This window comes from Endozoicomonas sp. ALD040, from assembly GCF_049275945.1.
Taxonomy (GTDB): Bacteria; Pseudomonadota; Gammaproteobacteria; order Pseudomonadales; family Endozoicomonadaceae; genus Endozoicomonas_A.
The window spans coordinates 2348642-2370667 of sequence record NZ_CP184829.1; the positions used below are offsets into that span (position 1 = coordinate 2348642).

General features: G+C 48.5%; 24 protein-coding genes. 17 read left to right on the forward strand and 7 right to left on the reverse strand.

The features are described from left to right. The first annotated feature begins 32 nt into the window (after nucleotides 1–32). From ACOJUN_RS07990 to ACOJUN_RS08015, 6 genes are all read left to right on the forward strand, one after another. A complete protein-coding gene (locus tag ACOJUN_RS07990) occupies nucleotides 33–1211 on the forward strand; it encodes a diacylglycerol/lipid kinase family protein (RefSeq protein WP_422136127.1) in 1179 nt (392 codons plus the stop codon). 194 nt (nucleotides 1212–1405) lie between these two features. After that, nucleotides 1406–2614, forward strand: coding sequence for a diacylglycerol/lipid kinase family protein (locus ACOJUN_RS07995; RefSeq protein ID WP_422136128.1), 1209 nt, complete (start codon nucleotides 1406–1408; stop codon nucleotides 2612–2614). 27 nt (nucleotides 2615–2641) lie between these two features. Next, nucleotides 2642–3247 carry an SCO family protein gene (locus tag ACOJUN_RS08000; RefSeq protein WP_422136129.1) on the forward strand — a complete coding sequence of 202 codons (606 nt, stop codon included), beginning with the start codon at nucleotides 2642–2644 and terminating at the stop codon, nucleotides 3245–3247. Nucleotides 3248–3263: 16 nt separating this feature from the next. Further along, nucleotides 3264–4349, forward strand: coding sequence for a COX15/CtaA family protein (locus ACOJUN_RS08005; protein ID WP_422136130.1), 1086 nt, complete (start codon nucleotides 3264–3266; stop codon nucleotides 4347–4349). Beyond that, the gene (cyoE, locus tag ACOJUN_RS08010; RefSeq protein ID WP_422136131.1) at nucleotides 4346–5263 is read left to right on the forward strand and encodes a heme o synthase; all 918 of its coding nucleotides are present in this window, start codon (nucleotides 4346–4348) and stop codon (nucleotides 5261–5263) included. The genes ACOJUN_RS08005 and cyoE overlap by 4 nt, the downstream gene beginning before the upstream one ends. A gap of 92 nt (nucleotides 5264–5355) precedes the next feature. Beyond that, nucleotides 5356–6018: an SCO family protein gene (locus tag ACOJUN_RS08015; RefSeq protein WP_422136132.1), complete on the forward strand. Its 663-nt coding sequence runs from the start codon at nucleotides 5356–5358 to the stop codon at nucleotides 6016–6018. A 42-nt stretch (nucleotides 6019–6060) separates the two neighbouring features. Here ACOJUN_RS08015 and znuB read toward each other — a convergent pair whose 3' ends face one another. The 5 genes from znuB to ACOJUN_RS08040 form a co-directional block, all read right to left on the reverse strand. After that, on the reverse strand, nucleotides 6061–6843 hold the full coding sequence (gene znuB / locus ACOJUN_RS08020; RefSeq protein WP_422136133.1) for a zinc ABC transporter permease subunit ZnuB: 783 nt from the start codon (nucleotides 6841–6843) through the stop codon (nucleotides 6061–6063). Further along, nucleotides 6836–7615 carry a zinc ABC transporter ATP-binding protein ZnuC gene (znuC, locus tag ACOJUN_RS08025; protein ID WP_422137055.1) on the reverse strand — a complete coding sequence of 260 codons (780 nt, stop codon included), beginning with the start codon at nucleotides 7613–7615 and terminating at the stop codon, nucleotides 6836–6838. Before znuC ends, znuB begins: the two co-directional genes overlap by 8 nt. 74 nt (nucleotides 7616–7689) lie before the next feature. Next, the gene (locus tag ACOJUN_RS08030; RefSeq protein ID WP_422136134.1) at nucleotides 7690–8175 is read right to left on the reverse strand and encodes a Fur family transcriptional regulator; all 486 of its coding nucleotides are present in this window, start codon (nucleotides 8173–8175) and stop codon (nucleotides 7690–7692) included. 229 nt (nucleotides 8176–8404) lie between these two features. After that, a complete protein-coding gene (locus tag ACOJUN_RS08035) occupies nucleotides 8405–10102 on the reverse strand; it encodes a C2H2-type zinc finger protein (protein WP_422136135.1) in 1698 nt (565 codons plus the stop codon). Nucleotides 10103–10274: 172 nt separating this feature from the next. Then, entirely contained in the window at nucleotides 10275–10685 is a 411-nt protein-coding gene (locus ACOJUN_RS08040) for a DUF2782 domain-containing protein (protein WP_422136136.1), read from the reverse strand. Nucleotides 10686–10843: 158 nt separating this feature from the next. Between ACOJUN_RS08040 and polA the strand changes: the two genes are divergently transcribed. Continuing rightward, nucleotides 10844–13582 (forward strand): DNA polymerase I, encoded by a 2739-nt coding sequence (gene polA, locus ACOJUN_RS08045; RefSeq protein WP_422136137.1) that lies wholly within the window; start codon nucleotides 10844–10846, stop codon nucleotides 13580–13582. Nucleotides 13583–14236: 654 nt separating this feature from the next. Here polA and yihA read toward each other — a convergent pair. Continuing rightward, nucleotides 14237–14860 carry a ribosome biogenesis GTP-binding protein YihA/YsxC gene (gene yihA / locus ACOJUN_RS08050; RefSeq protein WP_422136138.1) on the reverse strand — a complete coding sequence of 208 codons (624 nt, stop codon included), beginning with the start codon at nucleotides 14858–14860 and terminating at the stop codon, nucleotides 14237–14239. A 437-nt stretch (nucleotides 14861–15297) separates the two neighbouring features. On the opposite strand from yihA, the gene ACOJUN_RS08055 reads away from it, so the two are divergent. From ACOJUN_RS08055 to ACOJUN_RS08085, 7 genes are all read left to right on the forward strand, one after another. Further along, the gene (locus tag ACOJUN_RS08055; protein ID WP_422136139.1) at nucleotides 15298–15906 is read left to right on the forward strand and encodes a c-type cytochrome; all 609 of its coding nucleotides are present in this window, start codon (nucleotides 15298–15300) and stop codon (nucleotides 15904–15906) included. 319 nt (nucleotides 15907–16225) lie between these two features. After that, a complete protein-coding gene (locus ACOJUN_RS08060; RefSeq protein WP_422136140.1) occupies nucleotides 16226–16921 on the forward strand; it encodes a thiol:disulfide interchange protein DsbA/DsbL in 696 nt (231 codons plus the stop codon). Between the two features lie 65 nt (nucleotides 16922–16986). Then, nucleotides 16987–17859: an endonuclease/exonuclease/phosphatase family protein gene (locus tag ACOJUN_RS08065; protein ID WP_422136141.1), complete on the forward strand. Its 873-nt coding sequence runs from the start codon at nucleotides 16987–16989 to the stop codon at nucleotides 17857–17859. Further along, nucleotides 17856–18419 carry an adenylyltransferase/cytidyltransferase family protein gene (locus tag ACOJUN_RS08070; RefSeq protein WP_422136142.1) on the forward strand — a complete coding sequence of 188 codons (564 nt, stop codon included), beginning with the start codon at nucleotides 17856–17858 and terminating at the stop codon, nucleotides 18417–18419. Before ACOJUN_RS08065 ends, ACOJUN_RS08070 begins: the two co-directional genes overlap by 4 nt. A gap of 8 nt (nucleotides 18420–18427) precedes the next feature. Continuing rightward, the gene (locus tag ACOJUN_RS08075; RefSeq protein WP_422136143.1) at nucleotides 18428–19042 is read left to right on the forward strand and encodes an NUDIX domain-containing protein; all 615 of its coding nucleotides are present in this window, start codon (nucleotides 18428–18430) and stop codon (nucleotides 19040–19042) included. Next, entirely contained in the window at nucleotides 19032–19613 is a 582-nt protein-coding gene (locus tag ACOJUN_RS08080) for a hypothetical protein (protein WP_422136144.1), read from the forward strand. The genes ACOJUN_RS08075 and ACOJUN_RS08080 overlap by 11 nt, the downstream gene beginning before the upstream one ends. A gap of 10 nt (nucleotides 19614–19623) precedes the next feature. Next, nucleotides 19624–19965: a hypothetical protein gene (locus tag ACOJUN_RS08085; RefSeq protein ID WP_422136145.1), complete on the forward strand. Its 342-nt coding sequence runs from the start codon at nucleotides 19624–19626 to the stop codon at nucleotides 19963–19965. A gap of 5 nt (nucleotides 19966–19970) precedes the next feature. On the opposite strand, the gene def is transcribed toward ACOJUN_RS08085, so the two are convergent. Beyond that, nucleotides 19971–20579 (reverse strand): peptide deformylase, encoded by a 609-nt coding sequence (gene def, locus ACOJUN_RS08090; RefSeq protein WP_422136146.1) that lies wholly within the window; start codon nucleotides 20577–20579, stop codon nucleotides 19971–19973. Between the two features lie 160 nt (nucleotides 20580–20739). Between def and ACOJUN_RS08095 the strand changes: the two genes are divergently transcribed. The 3 genes from ACOJUN_RS08095 to ACOJUN_RS08105 are packed head-to-tail and all read left to right on the forward strand — an operon-like array spanning nucleotide 20740 to nucleotide 22020. Beyond that, entirely contained in the window at nucleotides 20740–21021 is a 282-nt protein-coding gene (locus ACOJUN_RS08095; protein WP_422136147.1) for an FGGY family carbohydrate kinase, read from the forward strand. After that, nucleotides 21018–21461, forward strand: a complete 444-nt coding sequence (locus tag ACOJUN_RS08100) for an FGGY family carbohydrate kinase (RefSeq protein WP_422136148.1) — start codon at nucleotides 21018–21020, stop codon at nucleotides 21459–21461. Before ACOJUN_RS08095 ends, ACOJUN_RS08100 begins: the two co-directional genes overlap by 4 nt. After that, complete coding sequence (locus tag ACOJUN_RS08105) at nucleotides 21433–22020, forward strand: FGGY-family carbohydrate kinase (RefSeq protein WP_422136149.1); 588 nt, start codon at nucleotides 21433–21435, stop codon at nucleotides 22018–22020. The genes ACOJUN_RS08100 and ACOJUN_RS08105 overlap by 29 nt, the downstream gene beginning before the upstream one ends. The last annotated feature ends 6 nt before the right edge of the window (nucleotides 22021–22026 follow it).

The window sequence follows — 22026 nt, forward strand, 5'->3', positions numbered from 1 at the left end:
ACCCGTGACCGACAGAAAGGGGATGGTTTACTGTGAATAGTCGAGTTTTTTATTCATATGTTCTGCTGCTTTTTGTATTTCTTATTCCTGTAAACGGATTTGCAGCGATTCGCCATGCCTGCTTTATCGTCAATCCTGCCAGTAATAATGGTAAAGGTTGGAGGGTTTGGGACAGAATTGAAGAAGCGGTCGACCAGCACTACACAGCAGTTGGCTCACAAGACCAGGCTGCAGCTGCGCTACAAGCGACATATAACGTTTTTTTTACAGAACATGCGGGTCATGCAACGGAACTGGCAATGCAGGCATATCTGGACTGGCAGCAGGGGCAACATGATCAGGAAGATCAGTTACTGATTGTTGCTGTTGGTGGCGATGGCACTGTCCATGAGGTGGTTCAGGGTCTTGAAGGTCAACCACAAGTTGTTATTGGTGTTATACCAGCGGGTAAGGGAAACGACATTGCGAAAACACTCCGATTGGGTAAACCGATGCATGCCCTTCGGACATTGGTTTATGGCACTCCTATGCCTTTTGGTGCCTACAAAATTGAAGGTTGTGAAAGAGGCAGTTGCGAGAAGAAAACGGTTCTGGCAGTGAATGAGTTTGAGCTGGGTGTGATGACCCAGATGAAAAAAAAGAAAGATGAACACGACAGTGGTGAGCGACCAAGCCGACTGCTGAGATATTCACCAAGAAGTATGGCCTATCCAATGTTAGCCTTCAGTTCAGCAATGAGATGGAATACACCCAATGTCAGGTGTCGTTTTGATCGTGGAAGCTATCATGATATCCCCTTGAATTTTCTGGCAGCAGGGACAGGGCCGACGGTAGGAGGCGGGCTTACCCTTTATAACGATATGGGACCGTCCAGATTCTTTGGAGAGCTGCTTTATAATCAGCACAGGACTCATCCTGTTTGGACACTTATTCAGATTAACATGGAGACAAGCACGCACCTCATTTGGAGACTTATCAAGATGACCATTGGGAGATTATTCCACTGGCCAGGTATGCAGCGGCTTTGCTTTACTCAACTGAATATTGAAAACGAGGTTGAGACACCTCTGTCTATTCAGGTCGATGGTGATATTTTACTGCAAACACCCGCACAAATAACCTGGCTGAGGGGGTTGTTCCAGTTTATGAGACCTCCCGAACATGGAGAACTCGGTCATGCCCTGATGTATCTCGATGAAGTGGAGGATTAAAGAGCCAGGAAAAAGCAGGGTTCCATTTAAATTTTCAGTGTGGCTATCAGACTGTTTCTCAGAAAAACCTCAGCTAAGCTATCCAATGGTTTTTAATGGCTGGGTTTGTATCTATGGCAATTGCCACCGCCAGGCCCGGATCAATGCCAACAAAAACAGGTATCCGTGACTGACAGAAAAGGGGATGGTTTACTGTGAGTAGTCGAGTTTTTTATTTATATGTCCTGCTGCTTTTTGTGTTTCTTATTCCTGTATATGGATTTGCAACGATTCGTCACGCCTGCTTTATCGTCAATCCTGCCAGTAATAATGGTAAAGGTTGGAGGGTCTGGGACAGAATTGAAGAAGCGGTCGACCAGCACTATACAGCAGTCGGCTCACAAGACCAGGCTGCAGCTGCGGTACAAGCGACATATAACGTTTTTTTTACAGAACATGCGGGTCATGCAACGGAACTGGCAATGCAGGCATATCTGGACTGGCAACAGGTGCAACACGATCAGGAAGATCAGTTATTGATTGTTGCTGTTGGTGGCGATGGCACTATCCACGAGGTGGTTCAGGGTCTTGAAGGTAAACCACAAGTTGTTATCGGTGTTATACCGGCGGGTAAGGGAAACGACATTGCGAATACACTCCGATTGGGTAAACCGATGCATGCCCTTCGGACATTGGTATATGGCACTCCTATGCGCTTTGGTGCCTACAAAATTGAAGGTTGTGAAAGAGGCAGTTGCGAGAAGAAAACGGTTCTGGCAGTGAGCGAGTTTGATCTGGGTATGGTGACCCAGATGAAAAAAAAGAAAGACGATCACAACAGTGGTGAGCGACCAAGCCGACTGCTCAGATATTCACCCAGAAGTATGGCCTCTGCAATGTTAGCCATCAGTTCAGCGATGAGATGGAATACACCCATAGTCAGGTGCACTACTGATAATGGCAGGTTCAATATTCCATTGAATTTTCTGGCCGCAAGTACAGGGCCAACGTTCGGAGGTGGAATCGCCCTTTTTAATTACATGCTCCCGATCTGTACGCGGGGAAAGCTGCTTTATAGTCATCAGAGGACGCATCCCATTTGGACACTTATTCAGATGACTATGGAGAGATTACTCAATTGGTCAGGTCTGACTCGGACGAATATGCAGAAATTACGCAATTGGTCAGGTCAACGGGAGCTTGTTTTTACTCAACTGGGCATTCAACATCAGGATGAGACACCGCTGTCTATTCAGGTCGATGGTGATATTTCACTGCAAACACCGGCACAAATAACCTGGTTGTCGTCAGCGTTCCGGTTTATGAGACCTCCCGAATATGGAGAACTCGGTTATGCCCTCATGGACCTTGACGGAGCCGGGGATGATCCGGATTCCTTTTATATTTTGAGTGCAGAAATGTGACTATCTAATCAACCGGGTATTATAAGAATGAAAAGAGTAAAGAAAGCAAAAAGTCGCTGGCAACTGGCCCTGGTTATTCTCATGCCTTCTCTGGCAATGGGTTTGGCCTGGTACTTTTATTTCTTTGGAACACAGTTTGTGCCGGATGGTCGTACGAACAAAGGTGAACTGTTGTTACCCCCTGCCAGCTTCCAGAGTATGACGCTTGAGAAAAATAATGAAATGTTTGATCTGCAGGGGCTGGAGGGACGTTGGGGGGTTCTGGTGTTTGGTGACGATGCCTGTTCTGATCAGGCCTGTCAGGAAGCGCTCTATCAAACCCGTCAGGCGCATCTGGCGCTGGGTAGAGACAGTGACCGGGTCGTTCGGGTGTTCATTTCTTCCTCATCGAATCCTGAATTAAACAAGCGTTTACTCAGCGAACACCCTGATCTGATCTGGTTAGGCAGTCGTAAAGAATCGGTGTTGAACGCTCTGGGTAAAAACCCGGGTGAAAAAAGAGAATGGCCAACCAATGGCTTTTACATCGTTGACCCCCTGGGGAATATCATGATGAAGTATCAGCCAGGGCAGTACGGTGGAGATTTATTAAAAGACTTAAGGAAGTTGCTTAAAGCATCAAACATCGGCTGACATTGAAAGGTGTTCTATGACGACAGCGTCTATTAAAAAAACAAGAAGCCAGACAAAACGACAGAGAACGGGTTTTTATCTCTCCCTGTTTGCAACCTTGCTGGCCGCTGTGGTTGTCGGGTTAGGGGCTTATACACGACTGGTTCACGCAGGACTGGGTTGTCCTGACTGGCCAGGTTGTTATGGCTTCCTGACAGTACCTGAAACAGCGCAGGAAATAGCCATAGCGGAAACACTCTTTCCCCATGCCCCGGTAGAGGTCGACAAAGGCTGGGCTGAAATGGTGCATCGGTATGTCGCAGGCTCCCTGCTGCTGCTGGTTTTGATGATCGCCATTCAGGCCGTCCGGAACCGGAAAGAGCCGGGACAGCCATTAAAACTGCCTTTATTGATTCTGGGGCTGATTATTCTGCAGGCGGCTTTCGGCATGTGGACTGTGACATTAAAGCTCTGGCCCCAGGTGGTGACCGCTCATCTTCTGGGTGGCTTTGCTACCTTTAGTTTGTTGTTTTTACTGACCCTTCGTTTATCCGGATTGGTTTGGCCAAAACTCCCCTCCTCTGGCCAGAGAGATCGGCTGCGAGGCTTAGCCGCTGTCGGACTGCTGGTGTTGATTTTACAGATCACACTGGGAGGCTGGACCAGCTCCAACTACGCCGCCCTGGCCTGTCCTGATTTTCCTATGTGTCAGGGGCAATGGCTGCCTGAGGCTGATTTTGCCGACGGTTTGAATGTCAGCCAGTCTATTGGTCCGAATTATCTGGGTGGAAAAATGGACTCTGAAGCCCGGACTGCTATACATCTTTTACACCGATTAGGGGCACTGGTGACTACGGTGTTTCTGCTGTTCCTTTTTGTACAGGTACTTCGATATAGTAATACACAGTTGTCTAATAACCGAAACAGCCTGAGAGTGCTGGCCACTTTGATGCTTCTGGCTCTGCTGGTACAGGTCATTTTGGGGGTCAGTAACATCCTGGGCAGCCTGCCACTTTCAGTGGCAGTGGCTCATAATCTGGGAGGTGCTGCTTTGCTGTTGACACTGGTGGCTCTCAACTTCCGTATGAACATATCTGAAGGATTCAGTGAGGTTCAATCATGAGTAAGGTCATTCAAAAGAGCAGTAGTGCATCCCTGCAGGAATCCGCTCACTGGCGTGATTATCTTGAGCTGACCAAACCCAGGGTGGTCGCCCTGATGGTTCTGACGGTAGTGATTGGTATGTGCCTGGCAACGCCGGGCATGGTGCCCCTGGATATTCTGCTGTTTGGTAATCTGGGCATTGCTCTCTCGGCCGCTTCCGCTGCGGTGATCAATCATGTGGTCGATCGACAGATTGATGCGGTTATGGCCAGAACCCACAAGAGACCGGTAGCCACAGGGCGTGTTGAGCCACTTCAGGCTTTGTTGTTTGCCTTTACTCTGGGTGTGCTGGGCATAGGGATTCTGGTGTTTCTGGTCAACCCTTTGACCGCCTGGCTGACACTGGCCTCACTGATGGGTTATGCCGTGATTTACACTCTGATTTTAAAGCGTGCTACTCCACAGAATATTGTCATTGGCGGGATTGCCGGTGCCTCCCCTCCCCTGCTGGGATGGACGGCAGTGACCGGACACTTTGAAGGACACGCCCTGCTGCTGGTCTTGATTATTTTCGCCTGGACGCCTCCTCACTTCTGGGCTTTGGCTATTCATCGCAAAGCTGAATATGCCAGGGCGGACATTCCCATGTTGCCGGTGACTCATGGAGAGGCATACACCAAACTGCATATTTTGCTGTATACAGTGATCATGATTCTGGTCAGTGTTCTGCCTTTCCTGACTGGCATGAGTGGTACTGTTTATCTGGCGGGTGCATTGATTCTCGGGGGGCGCTTTCTTTACTGGGCTATTGCTCTGTTGCGAGAAAGCAGGCCCCATGCCGCCATCAAGACGTTCAAGTATTCCATTACCTATTTGATGTTGCTCTTCGTGGTATTGCTGGTGGATCATTACACGTTCTATTTGTGGCTTTAACAGGCATAGGCTTGAAAGCAGCCACAGTTTTTTTCGAGCTGTATACGAGCCGAGGGCTTTTTTTATGAGCTTAGGGCTCCAGAGGACTGTCCATGGAATCTGGGATCAGAAACAACGTGAATAAAACAGTATTGATTCTGGTGGCCATTGTTGCGGTCATTATGGGTCTGACGTTCTACAAGTACACAAACAAGCCATCGTTGACACTGGAAGAGTTACAGCGAATGGGTACAGTGGTTTTCGACAAGCCACGCACCTTTGAAATGAAGGGTATGGTGGATAACAAGGGGCAACCTTTTACCCAAGCCAATCTCGAAGGCAAATGGTCCCTGGTGTACTTTGGTTACACCTTCTGTCCGGACATCTGCCCTACTACGCTGGGTCAGTTGAACCAGATGGATAAGCTGTTGAAGAACGATAACCCTGAAATGGCAAAGAAAATGCATTATTTCATGGTGACAGTAGATCCACGGAGGGACACAGTAGAGAAGCTTAATGGCTATGTCCCACATTTTAACCCTGATTTTGTGGGTGTGACGGGCTCCCAGAAAGCTATCCATAACCTGGCCGTGCAAATGAACATCCCCTACACACCGGTCATCGATCCGGAAGATGAATACTATCTGGTGGATCATGGCGCTAACCTGGTCATCATCAATCCAAAGGGGGACTACCACGGCTTTATCCGCCCGCCTCTGGATTCAGAAAAACTGACACGGGTAATGGTGGGTGTTGATGAGCTTTATCAGGAATAACTCGGTTATCAGGCTTCGGGGCCAGAAAGACTGGCCCGTCGATCAGCTGCGTTTGAAGCTCAAACCCAAAACAAAAATCAGGAAGCTACAGACGACAACGGAAGGTCCTGACGGTGTATCCAGTTGCCAGGATGCAGTCAATCCTCCTGCCACGCTCAACAGGCCAATGATGCCAGCGATGATAGCCATCTGTTCCGGTGTTCGGGAAAACCTCTGGGCTGTTGCGGCCGGAATAATCATCAGTGAAGTGATCAAAAGCACACCAACAATTTTCATAGCCACAGCAATCACAAGGGCCATCAGCAGGGTCAGAATCAGTTTGGTTCTTCGCACCGGAAAACCTTCAACCTGGGCCAACTCTGCATGAATAGTCATGGCCAGAAGAGGTCGCCACAGCAGGGCCAGAGTGATGAGAACCAGTGCGCCGCCGCCGTATATCCAGAACAGGTCTGTGGGTGAGGTCGCCAGAATGTCTCCAAACAGGTAGGACATCATGTCGATCCGGACGTTCTCGGAAAAACTGATCGCAACAAGACCGAGAGAAAGGCTGCTATGGGCAAGAATCCCCAGGAGTGTATCGGACGCCATTTTTTGTTGTTCCTGCAGCGAGACCAGGAGAACCGCAAGAAACAGCGAGCACACTACAATGGCCAGATTAAGATCAACATCGAGCAGCAGCCCCAGGGCTACGCCCAGCAGTGCCGAATGAGAGAGGGTATCGCCAAAGTAGGCCATCTTTCTCCAGACGACAAAACAACCCAGAGGCCCTGCCACTATAGCAACCCCTGATCCTGCCAGCAGTGCGGTAAGGAGCAGTTCAGACATGAGTGCTCCCGGTGTTTTTCTTGTGAATGATATGACCATCAACAGTATGTTCGTGGTCATGGTGGTGAGCGTAAACAGCCAGTTCCTCGGACTCTCCACCAAAAAGTTTCAGATAGGCCGGGTGTTGACGAACCTGATGAGGGTGACCTGAGCAACAGAGGTGCTGGTTAAGGCAAATGACCCGATCTGTTGAGGCCATCACAAGATGAAGGTCATGGGAGACCATTAAGACAGAGCAGCCGTCTTTCAGCTCAGGGTTGTTGCCATTTCTGAGTTCGGTGATCAGGTGATAAAGCTCTTTCTGACCATTGACGTCTACTCCCTGAACCGGCTCATCGAGCACCAGAAGATGAGGTTTGTTGAGCAGTGCCCGGGCTAACAATGTTCTCTGAAGCTCTCCGCCTGAAAGCGAATGAACCGGTGAGTTGATGACGTGGGTTACTCCGGTTCTTGCCAGTGCCGAACGAATCTGTTTTCCTGATTGTCCGGTCAGGGAAAGAAAGCGTTTAACGCTCAGGGGCATGCTTTCGTCAACATGTAATTTTTGTGGCATATAGCCGATACGCAGGCCTTCTTTCATGGTCCGGCTACCGGAATCAGGTGTCTGCAGGCCCAGAACAACTCTGACCAGTGTCGTTTTACCGGCCCCGTTCGGTCCTATCAGGGTCACGATTTCACCCGCTTTTACGTCCAGAGAAATATCGGAAACGACTTCTCGTTCGCGAAACGCAACATGGATGTTGTTCAATCTGATTAACGTCTCTTCAGACATAGGGGCATTCAGATCCTTTGTGGTTACTGTTTTATGGCCAGACGTTTTTTTACAGGCAGAGGCTTGGTCTGAACTCATAATGACTCTTGGAATTTCTGGCAGCTTGAGCACAAACCTGTGAGTTCAATCGCAGTGTCAACGATCTTGAATCCCTGATCAGAGGCACAGGAGCTAATCGACTGGTTAATGGCCTGATGATCGATTTCCTGTGTCACGCGGCACTTCTCGCAGATAAGAAAACAGCTGTTATGTTTTATGCCGGGATGCGGGCAGCCAATAAAAGCGTTAAGAGAGGAGAGACGGTGAACCAGGCCCTGCTCCAACAAGAAGTCCAGGGCGCGATAAACCGTGGGGGGTTGAGCTACCCGCTCTTCCTGCTTCGTCAGTTGGGCAAGAATCTCATAGGCTCCAACGGGTTGATGGCTCTGCCAGACCAGTTCCAGTACTTTCTCACGGAGATGGGTCAGCCTGACTCCCCTCTGTTGACAGAGTATACGAGCCTCCTGCAAGGCTTCTGATATACACACATGATGGTCGTGATGCTGGTGGACACTGATCATGACAATGAAAGGTAGTTGGTGAACGATGTTATATTATAACCAAACTTCTATCCATAATCGAAAGAGTATTCATTTCGAACCGGGCGGGAGGTCAATTTCGTCAGAGCTGACGGGCTGATCCTGATTCTCGATGTATTCCTTGATGCAGAGAAAGCCCTTCGAAGTGTAGCTTTATCCGATTATTGTGAGGAATCGTTCCTTAACGGCTGTTACATCATAGTCATTTTATTTACTTCCGATCACCCTGATTTTCAATTCTCTGGCGTTTGCGTTTTGGCTCCTCGCTATGCATCCTGCGACCGTGGGCATTAAGGCTGGCAGAAGAAGCAAACCGGCGATTACAGTCTGGTTTGTCACAGGCATAGGGCTTTTCCATAGTATGTTTACTGCGAGTGTGGGTATCACGCTCGGTTGCAGTAACGAACTGGCGATCACAGTCTTGCTCGTTACAGGCATAAGGCTTTTCACTGGCATGCACCCTGAGAATGTGGGCATCACGGTCGCAAATAAAAGCGAATCGACGATCACAGCCTGGATCGATGCAGGCATGGGGCTTTTCCCTATTATGCATTCTGCGAAAGTGCATGTTGCAGTCGGAATTGGAAATGAACCGGCGACCACAGTTTGGATTGCTGCAGGCATAGGGTTTTTCCATAGTATGCATCCTGCGAATATGTCTATCACGCTCCGTTGCAGAAGCGAACCGGTGATTACAGTCTGGATAGGTGCAGAGATGAGGCTTTTCCCTGGCATGTATCCTACGAATGTGGGCATTGCGGTCGCAAATAACAGCGAACCGGCGATTACAGTAAGGATCGGTGCAGGGATAGAGTTTTACCTCAGTATGCTTCCTGAGAACGTGGGCGTTACGGTTGGAAATAGAAGCGAACTGACGATTACAGTCTGAATCGGTGCAGGCATGAGGCTTTTCCCTGCCATGCATCCTGCGAGCGTGGGCATTTCGGTTGGAAACAGAAGTGAACCGGCGATTGCAGTCTGGAGCGATGCAGGTATGGGGCTTTGCTGTTTCTGAGGCGGCTTCGGGGAAATTGGCTTTTGTAGGGGTATCAAAGTAGAATTCGGGGTGCTCACAAAATGATTCACCACAAGTTCGGCAAGGCTCGATATCTTCATGATGGTTTTCTTCTGTCTCCGCGTTTTCTGATGTGTCTTCGCTCGTGCCTTCATCCTCATTTTCCTGATTCTTGGTATTCTCAGGACTTGATTGGCCTTCATTGCCTGTCGCTCCTTCACTGTTTCCATCACCGGGCGAGGCTCTGCTTATTTGGCTTTGATCATCGGAACAGCGCGGCAGGCAGTAGCGGGTATCAGGCTTTAAGGGTGTCTCCTCGTGAGCTGGCTCTTCATATCGAATATTTGCATCATTGGAGTCATCAGGCTCATTCCCACTCTCTTCAAAGACATACCACTCGATAGTTTCATCCTCTCCGTCCTGTTTACCCTCACGTACCGGCCCATCTGTGCATTCCCAGTAGCTGCGAAATAACTTCGGCCATCTGCCCTGTTTGTAAGCTTCAGTCCCCGAGTCAAACTCAGGGAATACACTCTGCCCGGCAAGGGACACTGAAGTTGATGATGGGAGTGATGCGTTGAATTTCAGTTGTGAAATACTCTGGGGAGATAGTCCGAGCTTGATGCTTTTGGTGGGCTGGAGCCGGACACGGGCTGGATCCTTGTTCCCGAAACACAGCTGTTCTCCCTGGATTTTCGTAGTTATGCAATGTGTGTCAGGGAATGGAAGGACATTCGCTTCTTTGAGGTATATTGCTTGCGTGGATGTGACCTCAACAAAAAGTTGTTGGGTGGTCAAAAGTGTTCTGCCGTGCGCCATAAAAAAGGCAAGATATTCGTCCATGCTGTAGCAATTTGAGCTGACTTTGCTGAAGGCCGCGATCCAAATCAGCAAGAATTTTTTTACAGCTTGCAATGTTCGAGTTTTCCTTTGAATGTAAGTTGAAAACTCAGGTTAGACAATCTTGGTGATAGTGAGGCGTTTTAAGCAGAAATCATTGCAAAATCGTGAACAGGTAGCAGTCTGACGGGAATCCCGCACCCACTGAGAGTAAAGGCTCAGCCATCTACTCCCATTTAAAAATAGTCCAGGATGGAATCAGCATTTCGGGTTTGGTGGGATCTATAAAGTTACCCATATGATCCGCTGCGACCAGATAGTAAGGTTCGCCAAACTCGGGGGTGACATGGATCCCGTAAAGAAAGCCATTAATTCGGTATTCCTTTATGATTCCTTGGCTGCCGGGACGAATGACTACGGTAGTGTCATCCCTTTGCTCAAGATCTTCCGGACGCAGGTTTTTAGGAATTTTTTCAAAATCTTCCTTGCTGATCGTTGTCGATTCAGGTTGAACGACTTTGGGAGGCTTTTCCAGAGCAGCTTCTGTCGGGTTGGATGACGGTGGAGAGTTGGCACAGCCGAGAAGAAATAAAGACATGATTGCAGCAAAAGCCATTGAACCTGTTACTGATTTCATAGCGTGCCCCAAGTAATAACCATGTGTCCGTTTGCAAAAAGAGATTAAAATAGCAGTCTACTCCAATATTTGGGAGGCTGTAGCCGATGGTGTTCAGTTATATAAATGTCTGAATGCTACTTTTGCGACAGTCTCTTTAACCAGAGATCAATTCAGCAATGTCAGACCAAGCCAATCCGCCCCTTGTGCTCGTAGATGGATCTTCTTACCTCTATCGGGCTTTCCATGCTTCAGAACGAGCGAACCTGAGAACATCAGACGGTCGTCCAACAGGTGCTATCCGTGTGATGACGAACATGCTGAAGAGTCTGCTTAAGGAGTATCCGGGCAGTCCTGTAGCGGTCGTCTTTGATGCCAAGGGGAAAAACTTCCGGCATGATCTGTACGAGGAGTACAAGGCAACCCGCAAGCCTATGCCGGACGATCTGCGCTCACAGGTCCAACCGATTCACGAAATGGTTCGAGCCCTGGGTATGCCGTTGTTGATGATTGAGGGTGTGGAAGCAGACGATGTCATTGGCACTCTGGCAAGAGAAGCCACTGAGAAAAAAATTGCTACCGTCATCTCAACCGGTGACAAGGATATTGCGCAATTGGTTTCTGAGCATGTCACTTTGATCGACACCATGAACGATACCCGTACTGATCTGGATGGCGTTGTGGACAAGTTTGGTATTCCAGCGCACCTGATTATTGATTATCTCGCCCTGATGGGTGACTCCAGTGACAATATTCCCGGCATGCCCGGGGTTGGTCAGAAAACCGCTTTGGCTCTGTTACAGGGGATTGGCAGTATTGACGAGATTGCCAAACGTCTGGATGAAGTCCCTGCCCTGGGCTTCAGGGGCAGCAAAAATTTTGCTCCCAAGTTTGAAGAGCACCAGGATATTGTGCGGCTTTCCCGGGATCTGGCCACTATCAAAACCGATGTCCAGCTGCCTGTTGCAATTGAGGACCTGAAAGCGGAACCGGTAGATAAAAATGCTTTGCTGACTCTCTATAAAGAGTATGAATTCCGTTCCATGATCGCTGAACTGGAAAAAGACATGGACGGAGGCGCAGAAACTGGGTCGGCCAAGCCAGCTGTACACGCTGAATATGAGACGGTTCTCGATCAAGAGACTTTTGGCCGCTGGCAGAAAATATTGAATGACTCGGAGCTGTTTTCTTTTGATACCGAAACCACCAGTCTGAATTATATGGAAGCAGAACTGGTTGGACTCTCTTTCGCTGTAGAAGCGGGTAAGGCCGCCTACGTTCCGGTGGCCCACGACTATGTTGGCGCACCCGCTCAGCTGGATAGAAACTGGGTGCTGGAGCAGCTAAAACCGCTACTGGAGAATCCTGAAAAGAAAAAAGTAGGCCAGAACCTGAAATACGATAAAAGTGTGCTGGCTAACTATGATATCAGTCTGGAAGGTATCCATTGGGATACCATGCTTGAGTCCTATGTGCTGAACTCAACCGCTACCCGCCATGATATGGATAGCCTGGCTCAGAAGTACCTCGACCATCAATGCATCTCTTTTGAAGAGATTGCAGGCAAAGGTAAAAAGCAGCTCACTTTCAACCAGATTGATCTTGAAATAGCGGCGCCCTACGCGGCGGAAGATGCCGACATTACCCTGAGACTGCATGAAACGATTGCCCCTCAACTGGAGCATGAGCCGTCTCTGTACTCTGTATTTCGTGATATAGAAATGCCCCTGGTAGCTGTTATGTCGCGGATGGAAAGGCAGGGAGCCCGAGTTAATGGCCACCTGCTGGCGCAGCAGAGTATGGAGATTGGCGAGCGTCTACATGAGCTTGAAAAGCAGGCTCATGATGCAGCGGGAGAGCCTTTCAACCTGGCGTCTCCCAAACAATTGCAGGCGATTCTGTTTGAGAAGCTGGGTCTGCCGGTCATCAAGAAAACACCGAAGGGGCAAGCTTCCACCGCTGAAGAAGTACTTCAGGAGCTGGCACTGGATTATCCCCTGCCAAAACTTCTGATTGAACATCGTGGCCTTAGCAAGTTGAAGTCGACTTACACCGATAAGCTGCCCCAGATGATCAATCCGGCCACTGGGCGAATTCATACTTCTTATCATCAGGCGGTGACAGCAACCGGTCGTTTGTCCTCCTCTGATCCTAACCTTCAGAACATTCCTATTCGTACCGAGGAAGGACGCAAGGTTCGCCAGGCCTTTGTCGCTCCTGAAGGCTATCAATTGATTGCTGCTGACTACTCACAGATAGAGCTGAGAATCATGGCTCATCTTTCTGATGACGCCGGTTTGTTGGAAGCCTTTGCGCAGGGTCTGGATATTCACAAAGCCACAGCTGCGGAAGTCTTCGGCGTTGCGCTGGATGAGGTCACTTCAGAGCAGCGCAGAAGTGCCAAGGCGATTAATTTTGGTCTAATCTACGGAATGTCTTCTTTCGGACTGGCCAAACAGTTGGGTATTTCCAGAAAGTCAGCACAAGAGTACATCAACCTTTATTTCGATCGTTACCCTGGTGTGCTTCATTACATGGACCGAACCAGAGAGTCTGCCAAAGAAAAAGGGTATGTTGAGACCTTGTTTGGACGCAGGCTCTACCTTCCCGAAATCAATGCTCGCAATGGTATGCGTCGTCAGGCAGCGGAGCGGACTGCGATCAACGCCCCCATGCAGGGAACGGCGGCAGATATCATAAAAAGAGCGATGGCTCATGTGGATCAGTGGCTTTCAGAGAGTGAACTGGATGCCAGAATGGTTATGCAAGTCCACGATGAGCTGGTGCTGGAAGTAGCAGAGGATCAGCTGGAGATCGTAAAAGCCGGTGTTGTGGAAAAAATGTCCCAGGCTGCAGACCTGAAGGTTCCCCTGGTGGTAGAAGCGGGCTCCGGATACAACTGGGATGAAGCTCACTGATGCATCAATGAGGGTAATGTTTCCACGAAAGATTTGAAGATGTGAAAAAAATATTATTTTTTTCACATCTTCGGGAACTTTTTTGAATTTTGATTGTCTCAGTATATGTAGGGAGGCGAAAAGCCTTTCTGCAAACTCCTTGTGTGTTTAGTGTTGGCAATAAAAGCAACGCTGTGTTTCCCGACACAGTCTGCGAGGAACCGGTTACCTCCCCCCTTGGTAGCCGGTTTTTTTTGCCTGATGACCTGTCAGAAAAAAAATCAAAAATATTTTCATCCATCGGGAACTTTTTAAAAATTCAGTTGTCAAAAGTTGTATAGCGAGGCAAAACCTTGTTACCAAGTCCTTGTGTGTATGTTGTGTGTGTTTAGTGTAGGTATTTAAAGCAGTGCTGTGTTCCCCGACTAAGCCTGCAATGAACCAGTTACCGCCCCCCCTTTGGTAACTGGTTTTTTTTTGCCTCGAAGAGCGTCAGGCATTGGACGAGTCTCGTTTGGAAGCTGGAGTTACAACTGTAAGGTTTCTGTTCGGGTCGATAGTCCGATGTGAGAGAAATTCCCCTCCCTTTTCTCTCACTGCAATCTGTGTGTTTGATCTCTCCTTGTCAAGGAGCTTGGCGCTCCAGCCATCTTCCCCCGTTGGCTGGAGCTTTTTTTATTCCAGCGCTTCGTCATCCAACAGCAACCAGGTATCCAGACGTTGTGCCAGTTGATCAACACCGGTTTTCTTAAGGGCAGAAAAAAGTTGTATCGAAATTTGCGGATATTCCGAGAGTTCTCTTTTCAGGTTGTTCAGGGCCTGTTTTGCGACACCGGACTTCAATTTGTCACTTTTGGTTAAAAGAATATGCAGTGGCATTCTGGATTCAATGCTCCACTGGAGCATCATTCGGTCAAATTCCTTCAGAGAGTGGCGGATATCAACCAACAGTACGAGACCCACCAGAGATTCCCGGTTGGTTAAATAATCATCAAGATGTTTTTGCCATTCGATTTTCACAGCTTCCGGTACTTTGGCGTAGCCGTAACCGGGAAGATCAACCAGATGGATGCTCTCTTCGATATTGAAGTAGTTGATCAGTTGGGTGCGCCCGGGAGTTTTACTGGTACGGGCAATTTTTGAGCCCGTCAGGGTATTCAGCGCACTGGATTTACCTGCATTGGAGCGACCAGCAAAGGCAACTTCCCTGCCATTGTCGGGCGGGCACAGTTTCAGCTTGGGAGCGCTGGTCAGAAATTTGGCCTTGCGATAATTTAAACCGGTTCTGGTTTCACTCATGTGTCAGACCTGTCAGGAAGCTCCCTGGTCCGGGAGTTTCGCTATAGAAATGAAAAGTTGGCGCAATTTTGCTTGACTTGTGGGGCAAATGGAATAGCCGCGAAGTATTTGCCGACAATTGGCAACCGCTGGTCGCAGGCTAAATGCCCCCAAAAAAAACAGTTTGTCTGAACACTGGCGAATTTACTGGGCTCAACGACCTATCGGAAAATAGCATTAAGGTATATAATGGCCATCGTTTTGAGGCATATGCAGCCATTTTAATCCAGCTTTTTCAGAATAGAGGCCGAGCACAGGTCGAAAAAAGTAGCTGAATAAAGAGGATGTTTGTAAAGACAGAGGGGTCTCCGCCTTTACAATCAGACGCTGAGCAGCTGACTGGAAGGGTTGGGATAATAACAGTCACTCATGGCAAGTGCCGTAGCTGGGTCAGGTTAATGAAAAAAGTTATTTTCGGTCTGGTAGTGTCCTTGGGGGTATCAGGTGTGGCATTTGCGAAGGGGGATGCAAATGCTGGAAAAGCCAAAGTGGCAACCTGTACCGCCTGCCATGGAGCAACAGGTGTAAGCCTGGCGCCCAATTTCCCCAATCTGGCAGGACAGGGCGAACGCTATCTGGTTAAACAGATTTCAGACATTAAAGCCGGTAACCGCAATGTTCCGGAAATGGCGCCTTTTGTAGGGCAGCTTACAGAGCAGGATATCGAAGATATTGCTGCTTTCTATGCGAGCCAGCCTGCGCCAAAGGGGATAGCCGATCCTCAACAGGTGGGGCTGGGTGAACAGCTGTACCGCTTTGGTGATCAGAAGAAAGGCATTCCTGCTTGTGCAGCCTGTCATTCTCCAACGGGTCAGGGTAATTCCCTGGCAGGCTTCCCGAAAATCAGTGGTCAACACGCTCAATACACCGCCAAGCAGTTGCGTGATTTCCGAGAAGGTGAGCGTGTTAATGACGGTGATACCAAAGTGATGAGAAGCATCGCTGAAAAACTGAGCAACAAAGAAGTAGACGCTCTGTCGAGTTACATCAGTGGTCTGCGGCAATAGCGGCGGCCGGTTGAGCAGTACTGATGTCTGGCGATTCAGCCGTAAGCACAAAAAACGGTTTGCAATGATAAGTTGTAAACCGTTTTTTTTATGATTGGAAGAAAGGTAGAAAAATTTTTCTTTGTATGGGCTTTTTAACGTAAAAATTTTTTTATCAATAGTCCGACATTCAACAAGAATTTGCCTTGAAAATACCTTATCTTTCCTGATCGATACGATAGGATAACAGAGAGGGTTACCTCTGCTTGGACTCACTGCCCAGACTTCTGTTAACTTGTCACTCTGATAGATCATTATAAAAGCCTTGGAGTGTTTTTAGATGCCAAAACAACTGAAATTTTTATGGTTGGCTCTGGTTTTGCCATTAATGGCGCAGGCTGCTGTGCAAGACAAATATAAGGAAGGTCAGGACTATCGGGTACTGCCTGATCCGGTTCAGACTTCAGTGAAGAAAGGCCAGATCGAAGTGGCTGAAGTCTTCTGGTATGGCTGCCCACACTGCTACACTCTGGAACCCATTGTTGAGCGTTGGAAGCCTTCTCTGGAAAAAGACACCCGCGTTCTTCGTACGCCCGGTTTCTTTGGTCCAAACATCTGGAAAACCCATGCCCAGCTTTACTACACCTTGGAAACCATGATACCTGAAGAGAAAAAACTGAACGAGATACACAAAAGTATTTTTGTTGAAATCCAGAATAGAAATAACCGTCTTGGCGACGTAAAAACTATGAGTAATTTTCTTCAGGAGCGCTACGGCATTAATTCCAAGCAGTTTGCAAGCTTCTATAATTCCTTCGGAGTTCTGAACCTGATGAATCAGGGGGGGGCAAAAATCAGAGGTTATCATCTCAATGGTGTTCCAGCTTTGGTAGTCGATGGCCGATATGTAATTGAGCCCAGAGTTGGGTTGGAAAACATGCCCGTTATTGCTGACTTCCTGATCAAGAAAGTGCGTGATGAGCGTGCAGCCCAGCTAAAGCCTAAGGTTAAGGAAGAGTCAAAGGCAAAAAGCTGAACATTTTGACCTCTTCGACAAAATGGATGCCGGGCTGACCAGCATCCAGAATTCAGGTTTAACTGATGCCGATTAGAGCTTTGAAGGGGGCCTTGTCTTCTCGCTTGAAGAGGGACAGAGCTCCGGGATCTGTTCACTGCAGTGAGCTGGTCTATAACCCCCGATCACAAAAGCCCGGACACATTCGTCTACTGAGTTTTAATATCCAGGTAGGCATCAACACCCAGCAATTTCGTCACTATCTGACTCGCAGCTGGCAACATCTGTTGCCTCATTCCAGGCGCGCAAGAACACTGGATCAGATTGCTGCCGCCCTCCCTGATTTTGATCTGGTAGCTCTTCAGGAAGCCGATGGTGGCAGCCTCAGAAGTGGCTTTATCAATCAAACCGAATACCTTGCCCTGAAATGCCAGTTTCCCTATTGGTATCACCAGTTGAACCGGAATCTCGGAAAACTGGCGCAGCACAGTAACGGATTGCTGAGCCGATACAAACCCATCATTCTTGAGGATCATAAACTGCCCGGATTGATTCCCGGACGGGGAGCTATCGTTGCCCAGTTTGGTGACCAGGGGGATCCTTTAGTTGTGGCGATGATGCATCTGGCTCTCAGCCAGAGGGCCAGAAATAATCAGCTTTCTTATATCAGGGATCTGGTCAGAACTTACAATCATGTGATCCTGATGGGCGATATGAATACCCACGCTGAACAACTGCTAAACAACTCACCCCTGAAAGATACTGACTTGCAGGCTGTTCACTCAGAACTGAACACTTTTCCCAGCTGGCGTCCCAGTCGTTCACTGGATCATATTCTGGTCAGTCCTTCCCTGACAGTGCATCAGGTCGGTGTACTGAATCTGCCAATTTCAGATCATCTGCCCATCGCAGTCGAAGTGGAAGTACCGAAGAGTGTCATTTTGGAAACAACATCATGACCGCCAGGAAAATAGGAGTTTTGGGTTCTGCTTTTAATCCGCCGACGTTGGGGCATCTGGATGTATTGGAACAGGCCCGACAGCAGTTTGACCTGATATTGCTGGTGCCCAATGCTGCCCATGCTTTTTCCAAGTCGATGTTACCGTTTCATCATCGGGTGGCCATGTGCCAGCAGCTGGTGAATGCGGTACAACTGCCTCAATGTCAGATAGAAGTCTCAGACATTGAGCAGAAAATGCTGGCAGATAATCCCGAAAAACCGGTATATACCTTTGATTTGTTGGAACTCCTGGAGCAGAAATACCCCAGGGATCAGCTGGGTTTTATCAGAGGGCCCGATAATGCCGATCCCCGGATCTGGAAACGCTTCTATCGGTCTGAAGAGATTGAACAACGCTGGCAGGTCTTTACTGCACTGGAACGACAGAATATTCGAAGCACTCAGGTAAGAGAGCTGTTAGTTTCAGGAAGTTCTGACGATAACAACAAGGAAGCCGTGGCTGCTTTGCTCTTGCCTTCGGTTCATGATTACATTCTTCAGCATCATTTATATCAATAAGGTGTGCCATGAAATTATCTGGTCTGGGAGTCGAAGACGCTCATGTTGAAAGTGAAGAGCGAGTCTGGTCTGGATTTCTGAAGCTATGCCGATATAAAGTCAGGCATGCCCTTTTTCAAGGGGGGTGGAGTAAGACACTGGTTCGGGAAGCGGTTTTGCGAGTGCCATCTGTGGGTGTACTTCTCTATGACCCTTTTCTGGAAAAAGTCGTACTGGTCGAACAGTTTCGCATAGGCCCTCTGATGAGCCATGATGACCCCTGGTTGCTGGAAATTGTTGCAGGCATATCCGAGCCGGGTGAATCTCTGGAATCGGTTGCCATTCGTGAAGTGAAAGAAGAAGCCGGTTGTGAAGTGAAGCATCTTTTACCGGTATCCAATTTTTACGTCAGCCCCGGCGCAACCAATGAACGTTTCATGCTCTATTGCGGCATTGTTGATGCCTCATCGGCAGGTGGGGTTTACGGGCTGGCGGAAGAAGGTGAAGATATCAGAGTGCATGTGTTGGCAGTAGAAGATGCCTGGCAGATGGTTGAAGATGGTCGTATTTCCAACGCTCCGGCTATCGTTGCCCTGCAATGGTTAAGGTTGAACCATGGAGAACTTAAAGATTATGTTCAATGAAGCCAGGCCCGGATTTTTAATACTGATTTTAACTGCAGTGCTGGCTCTGACAGGCTGTCAGTACACAGGTTTTAATAACTCGGGTGGTCTGGGCGGTACGGCCGCTTCCTCAGGTTTGTATCGTGAAGGTCTGCCAGGTACCGCTAACTGGGCTGTCCTGCCTTTTATCAATCACAGCGAAGACTCCAGTATCACTACTCAGGTAGAAAGAATACTGATGGTTAATTTGCCTTCACGGGGTATTGAAGAAGCCCGCTTGTATCCTGAGTCAGAAGTGACGACTGCCTCAAAATCGCTGGAAGCGGCTCATCGCTATCAGAATGGCAAACAGTGGGCTATGCAAAATGATATCAGCTTTGCAATTGCCGGTGAGATTTTCGAGTGGTACTACGATGACAGTGGCAGGCCCAATGTTTCTATGGGACTGACGGTTATTGATATCCGCAGTGGTGAAGTGATCTGGGATATAAACGGTGCCAGTGAAGGCTTGCAGGGTGACGATCTGTTTGATATCAGCCGGGGTTTGATATCCGATTTGCTAGAGTCTTTACCTATCAACCGGCGTATTTAGGAGCAGCAGGATGCTATACGCACTCAAAGATGAGAAAGGTGAAATTCAGGCGGTTGCTGACCAGCCGCTGACTGACGATTGGGAAATCGTCAATCTGGAAGATGAAGCCGTCCATAACTTCCTGCAACGAAACCCGACCATCGGTGGCAAGGTCATGCAGGCGGCGGATGCCGATTTTATCCGGGTACTTGAAGATTTGATCGACCTGCTCATTGATAAGCAGATCATTCAGTTTACCGAGCTGCCAGATCCGGTACAGAATAAACTACTGAACCGACGCCGGTATCGTGAAGAGTTACGTGATCAGGATGATACGACCCATCTGATTGATGGCGACGATGAGATCTTCTAGTTTTATCAGCGCCTATTAGAAATCTGGCCGCGCGTCGTCTTGCGGGCATTTTCTGTTGGCCAGCCTTCTGCCCATTCTTCCTGATACTCAATCGACTGATTGGGAATTATCAGACTTTTATCTTCCACCCTCACAGGGAAAAGCTTCCCGTTAAGGTGATCCAGTTCATGCTGCATTATCCTGGCAGTAAAACCTGAAAGGTTGCTTTCATGCCGCTCTCCGTGTTCGTTATATCCAACCACTGTGATGCTTTCAGGGCGCTCAATCCAGGCTCTCATGCCCGGAACTGAAAGGCAGCCTTCCCAGGTCCAGCAGGTATTTTTACTGAAATCGGTGATTTGTGGATTGATCCAGAATGCAAAAGGGATGTCCGGAGCCTGTGGATATCTGAACCGGTTAAGTTCTGAAATACCAACACTGAGAACACGGGCGGGCCAACCTATCTGGGGAGCGGCAAGTCCCACTCCAAGGGTATTTAATTGCTTCTGCTTGAGAATCTCAAGGTTGTGCTGAAAGTCATCTGAAGTTATTTCTCTGACGTCGACCTGGGGTTGTTCCTGAAACAGCAGAGGGTGGCCCATGAGTAATACATTTGGATCTTGATTCAGTCTCATCACAATAGATTCCGTAATAAAAATACGCTGTCTGTTTTATAGCCTAATATTGATGCAGCAAAATAGCCCGAGGAGCTGTGTGTCTATGTCAGGAACCTATATACGCGCCAAACATTCATCATCCCCAAAGTCATCTGTAAGGGTTCTCTGACAACAATTTATGCAACATTTCTACATAGGCGTCGATGTCGGCTCCGGCAGTGCCCGGGCGGGATTGTTCAATGCAAAGGGAGAGAAAATTGCCCTGGCCGTCAGTCCAATCAGGCAGTTTCGCCCTGCCGCAGACTTTGTTGAACAATCGTCGTCTGATATCTGGGAACAGGTCTGCAAGGTTGTAAGCACCGTTTTGAAGGATTCAGCTATCAATCCGGAACAGGTAAAGGCATCGGGTTTGACGCAACCTGTTCCCTGGTCTCTGTTGATGCAAATAATAACCCTGTGACCGTTTCGCCCACAGAACGGGATGATCAGAATATCATCATGTGGATGGATCACCGGGCATTAACCGAGGCAGCCGAAATCAATGCCACCAACAGTGAGGTTCTGAAGTTTGTCGGTGGCGAAGTCAGCCCCGAAATGGGACTGCCTAAACTGAAATGGTTAAAACGTCACCTGCCGAAGCATTATGAACGCACTGCACGTTTTTTCGACCTGTCGGATTACCTGGTTTACCGCTCCAGTGGCAAGGACCTTCGGAGCACTTGTACCAGGGTGTGCAAATGGACTTATCTTGCCCACGACCAACGTTGGGATACCTCTCTGTTTCAGCAGCTGGATCTGGAAGACCTGATTGTCGATGAAAAAATCGGTCAGACAATCATTGATCCCGGTTCGCCTGCTGGACAGCTGACTGATGAAGCAGCAAAAGCGCAGTACATATGAGATTCTGAACCAAGAGGTGGCCCGCCTTGAGTCTGAAAATCCCCATTTTACCGCCCATTTCCATCTGCTGGGCTACCATCATGGCAACCGTTCACCTCGGGCTAACCCTTATTTAAAAGGCATGGTTTCAGGCTTGTCATTAAATGAGGACCTGACCGAACTGGCTAAAATTTACATGGCTGCTATTCAATCAGTGTCCTACGGCACACGTCATATCATTGCGACAATGAACAATGCCGGGCATCAAATAAATCGCATACATATGTGTGGCGGAGTCACAAAAAATCCCTTGTGGCTTCGTGAGCACGCTAATGCAACGGGTTGCGAAATCATCCTGAGTAAAGAGGACGAAGCGGTGATCCTTGGTTCTGCCGTGCTGGCGGCAACGGCCTGCGGTGATTTTGCCGGGTTAAAGGATGCCATGTCCGCTATGTCATCCACAGGCAAGGTCATCAAACCCCAAACATCAACCCGGGCTTTTCATGATGCCAAGTACAAGGTTTTTCAAGAAATGTTCGAAGACCAGATGAAGTACAAAAACATTATGGGTGAATTTTAATCAGAC

Bases quoted from the DNA above. Each gene is read 5' to 3' on its own strand.
- ACOJUN_RS08040 (WP_422136136.1), bottom strand. From the start codon at position 10,685: ATGAAATCAGTAACAGGTTCAATGGCTTTTGCTGCAATCATGTCTTTA.
- ACOJUN_RS08005 (WP_422136130.1), top strand. From the start codon at position 3,264: ATGACGACAGCGTCTATTAAAAAAACAAGAAGCCAGACAAAACGACAG.
- znuB (WP_422136133.1), bottom strand. From the start codon at position 6,843: ATGTCTGAACTGCTCCTTACCGCACTGCTGGCAGGATCAGGGGTTGCT.
- ACOJUN_RS08055 (WP_422136139.1), top strand. From the start codon at position 15,298: ATGAAAAAAGTTATTTTCGGTCTGGTAGTGTCCTTGGGGGTATCAGGT.
- ACOJUN_RS08080 (WP_422136144.1), top strand. From the start codon at position 19,032: ATGTTCAATGAAGCCAGGCCCGGATTTTTAATACTGATTTTAACTGCA.
- znuC (WP_422137055.1), bottom strand. From the start codon at position 7,615: ATGTCTGAAGAGACGTTAATCAGATTGAACAACATCCATGTTGCGTTT.
- def (WP_422136146.1), bottom strand. From the start codon at position 20,579: ATGAGACTGAATCAAGATCCAAATGTATTACTCATGGGCCACCCTCTG.
- ACOJUN_RS08095 (WP_422136147.1), top strand. From the start codon at position 20,740: ATGCAACATTTCTACATAGGCGTCGATGTCGGCTCCGGCAGTGCCCGG.
- ACOJUN_RS08085 (WP_422136145.1), top strand. From the start codon at position 19,624: ATGCTATACGCACTCAAAGATGAGAAAGGTGAAATTCAGGCGGTTGCT.
- ACOJUN_RS08065 (WP_422136141.1), top strand. From the start codon at position 16,987: ATGCCGATTAGAGCTTTGAAGGGGGCCTTGTCTTCTCGCTTGAAGAGG.
- ACOJUN_RS08070 (WP_422136142.1), top strand. From the start codon at position 17,856: ATGACCGCCAGGAAAATAGGAGTTTTGGGTTCTGCTTTTAATCCGCCG.
- ACOJUN_RS08060 (WP_422136140.1), top strand. From the start codon at position 16,226: ATGCCAAAACAACTGAAATTTTTATGGTTGGCTCTGGTTTTGCCATTA.
- ACOJUN_RS08075 (WP_422136143.1), top strand. From the start codon at position 18,428: ATGAAATTATCTGGTCTGGGAGTCGAAGACGCTCATGTTGAAAGTGAA.
- polA (WP_422136137.1), top strand. From the start codon at position 10,844: ATGTCAGACCAAGCCAATCCGCCCCTTGTGCTCGTAGATGGATCTTCT.
- ACOJUN_RS08105 (WP_422136149.1), top strand. From the start codon at position 21,433: ATGAAGCAGCAAAAGCGCAGTACATATGAGATTCTGAACCAAGAGGTG.
- ACOJUN_RS08030 (WP_422136134.1), bottom strand. From the start codon at position 8,175: ATGATCAGTGTCCACCAGCATCACGACCATCATGTGTGTATATCAGAA.
- cyoE (WP_422136131.1), top strand. From the start codon at position 4,346: ATGAGTAAGGTCATTCAAAAGAGCAGTAGTGCATCCCTGCAGGAATCC.
- ACOJUN_RS08000 (WP_422136129.1), top strand. From the start codon at position 2,642: ATGAAAAGAGTAAAGAAAGCAAAAAGTCGCTGGCAACTGGCCCTGGTT.
- ACOJUN_RS08015 (WP_422136132.1), top strand. From the start codon at position 5,356: ATGGAATCTGGGATCAGAAACAACGTGAATAAAACAGTATTGATTCTG.
- yihA (WP_422136138.1), bottom strand. From the start codon at position 14,860: ATGAGTGAAACCAGAACCGGTTTAAATTATCGCAAGGCCAAATTTCTG.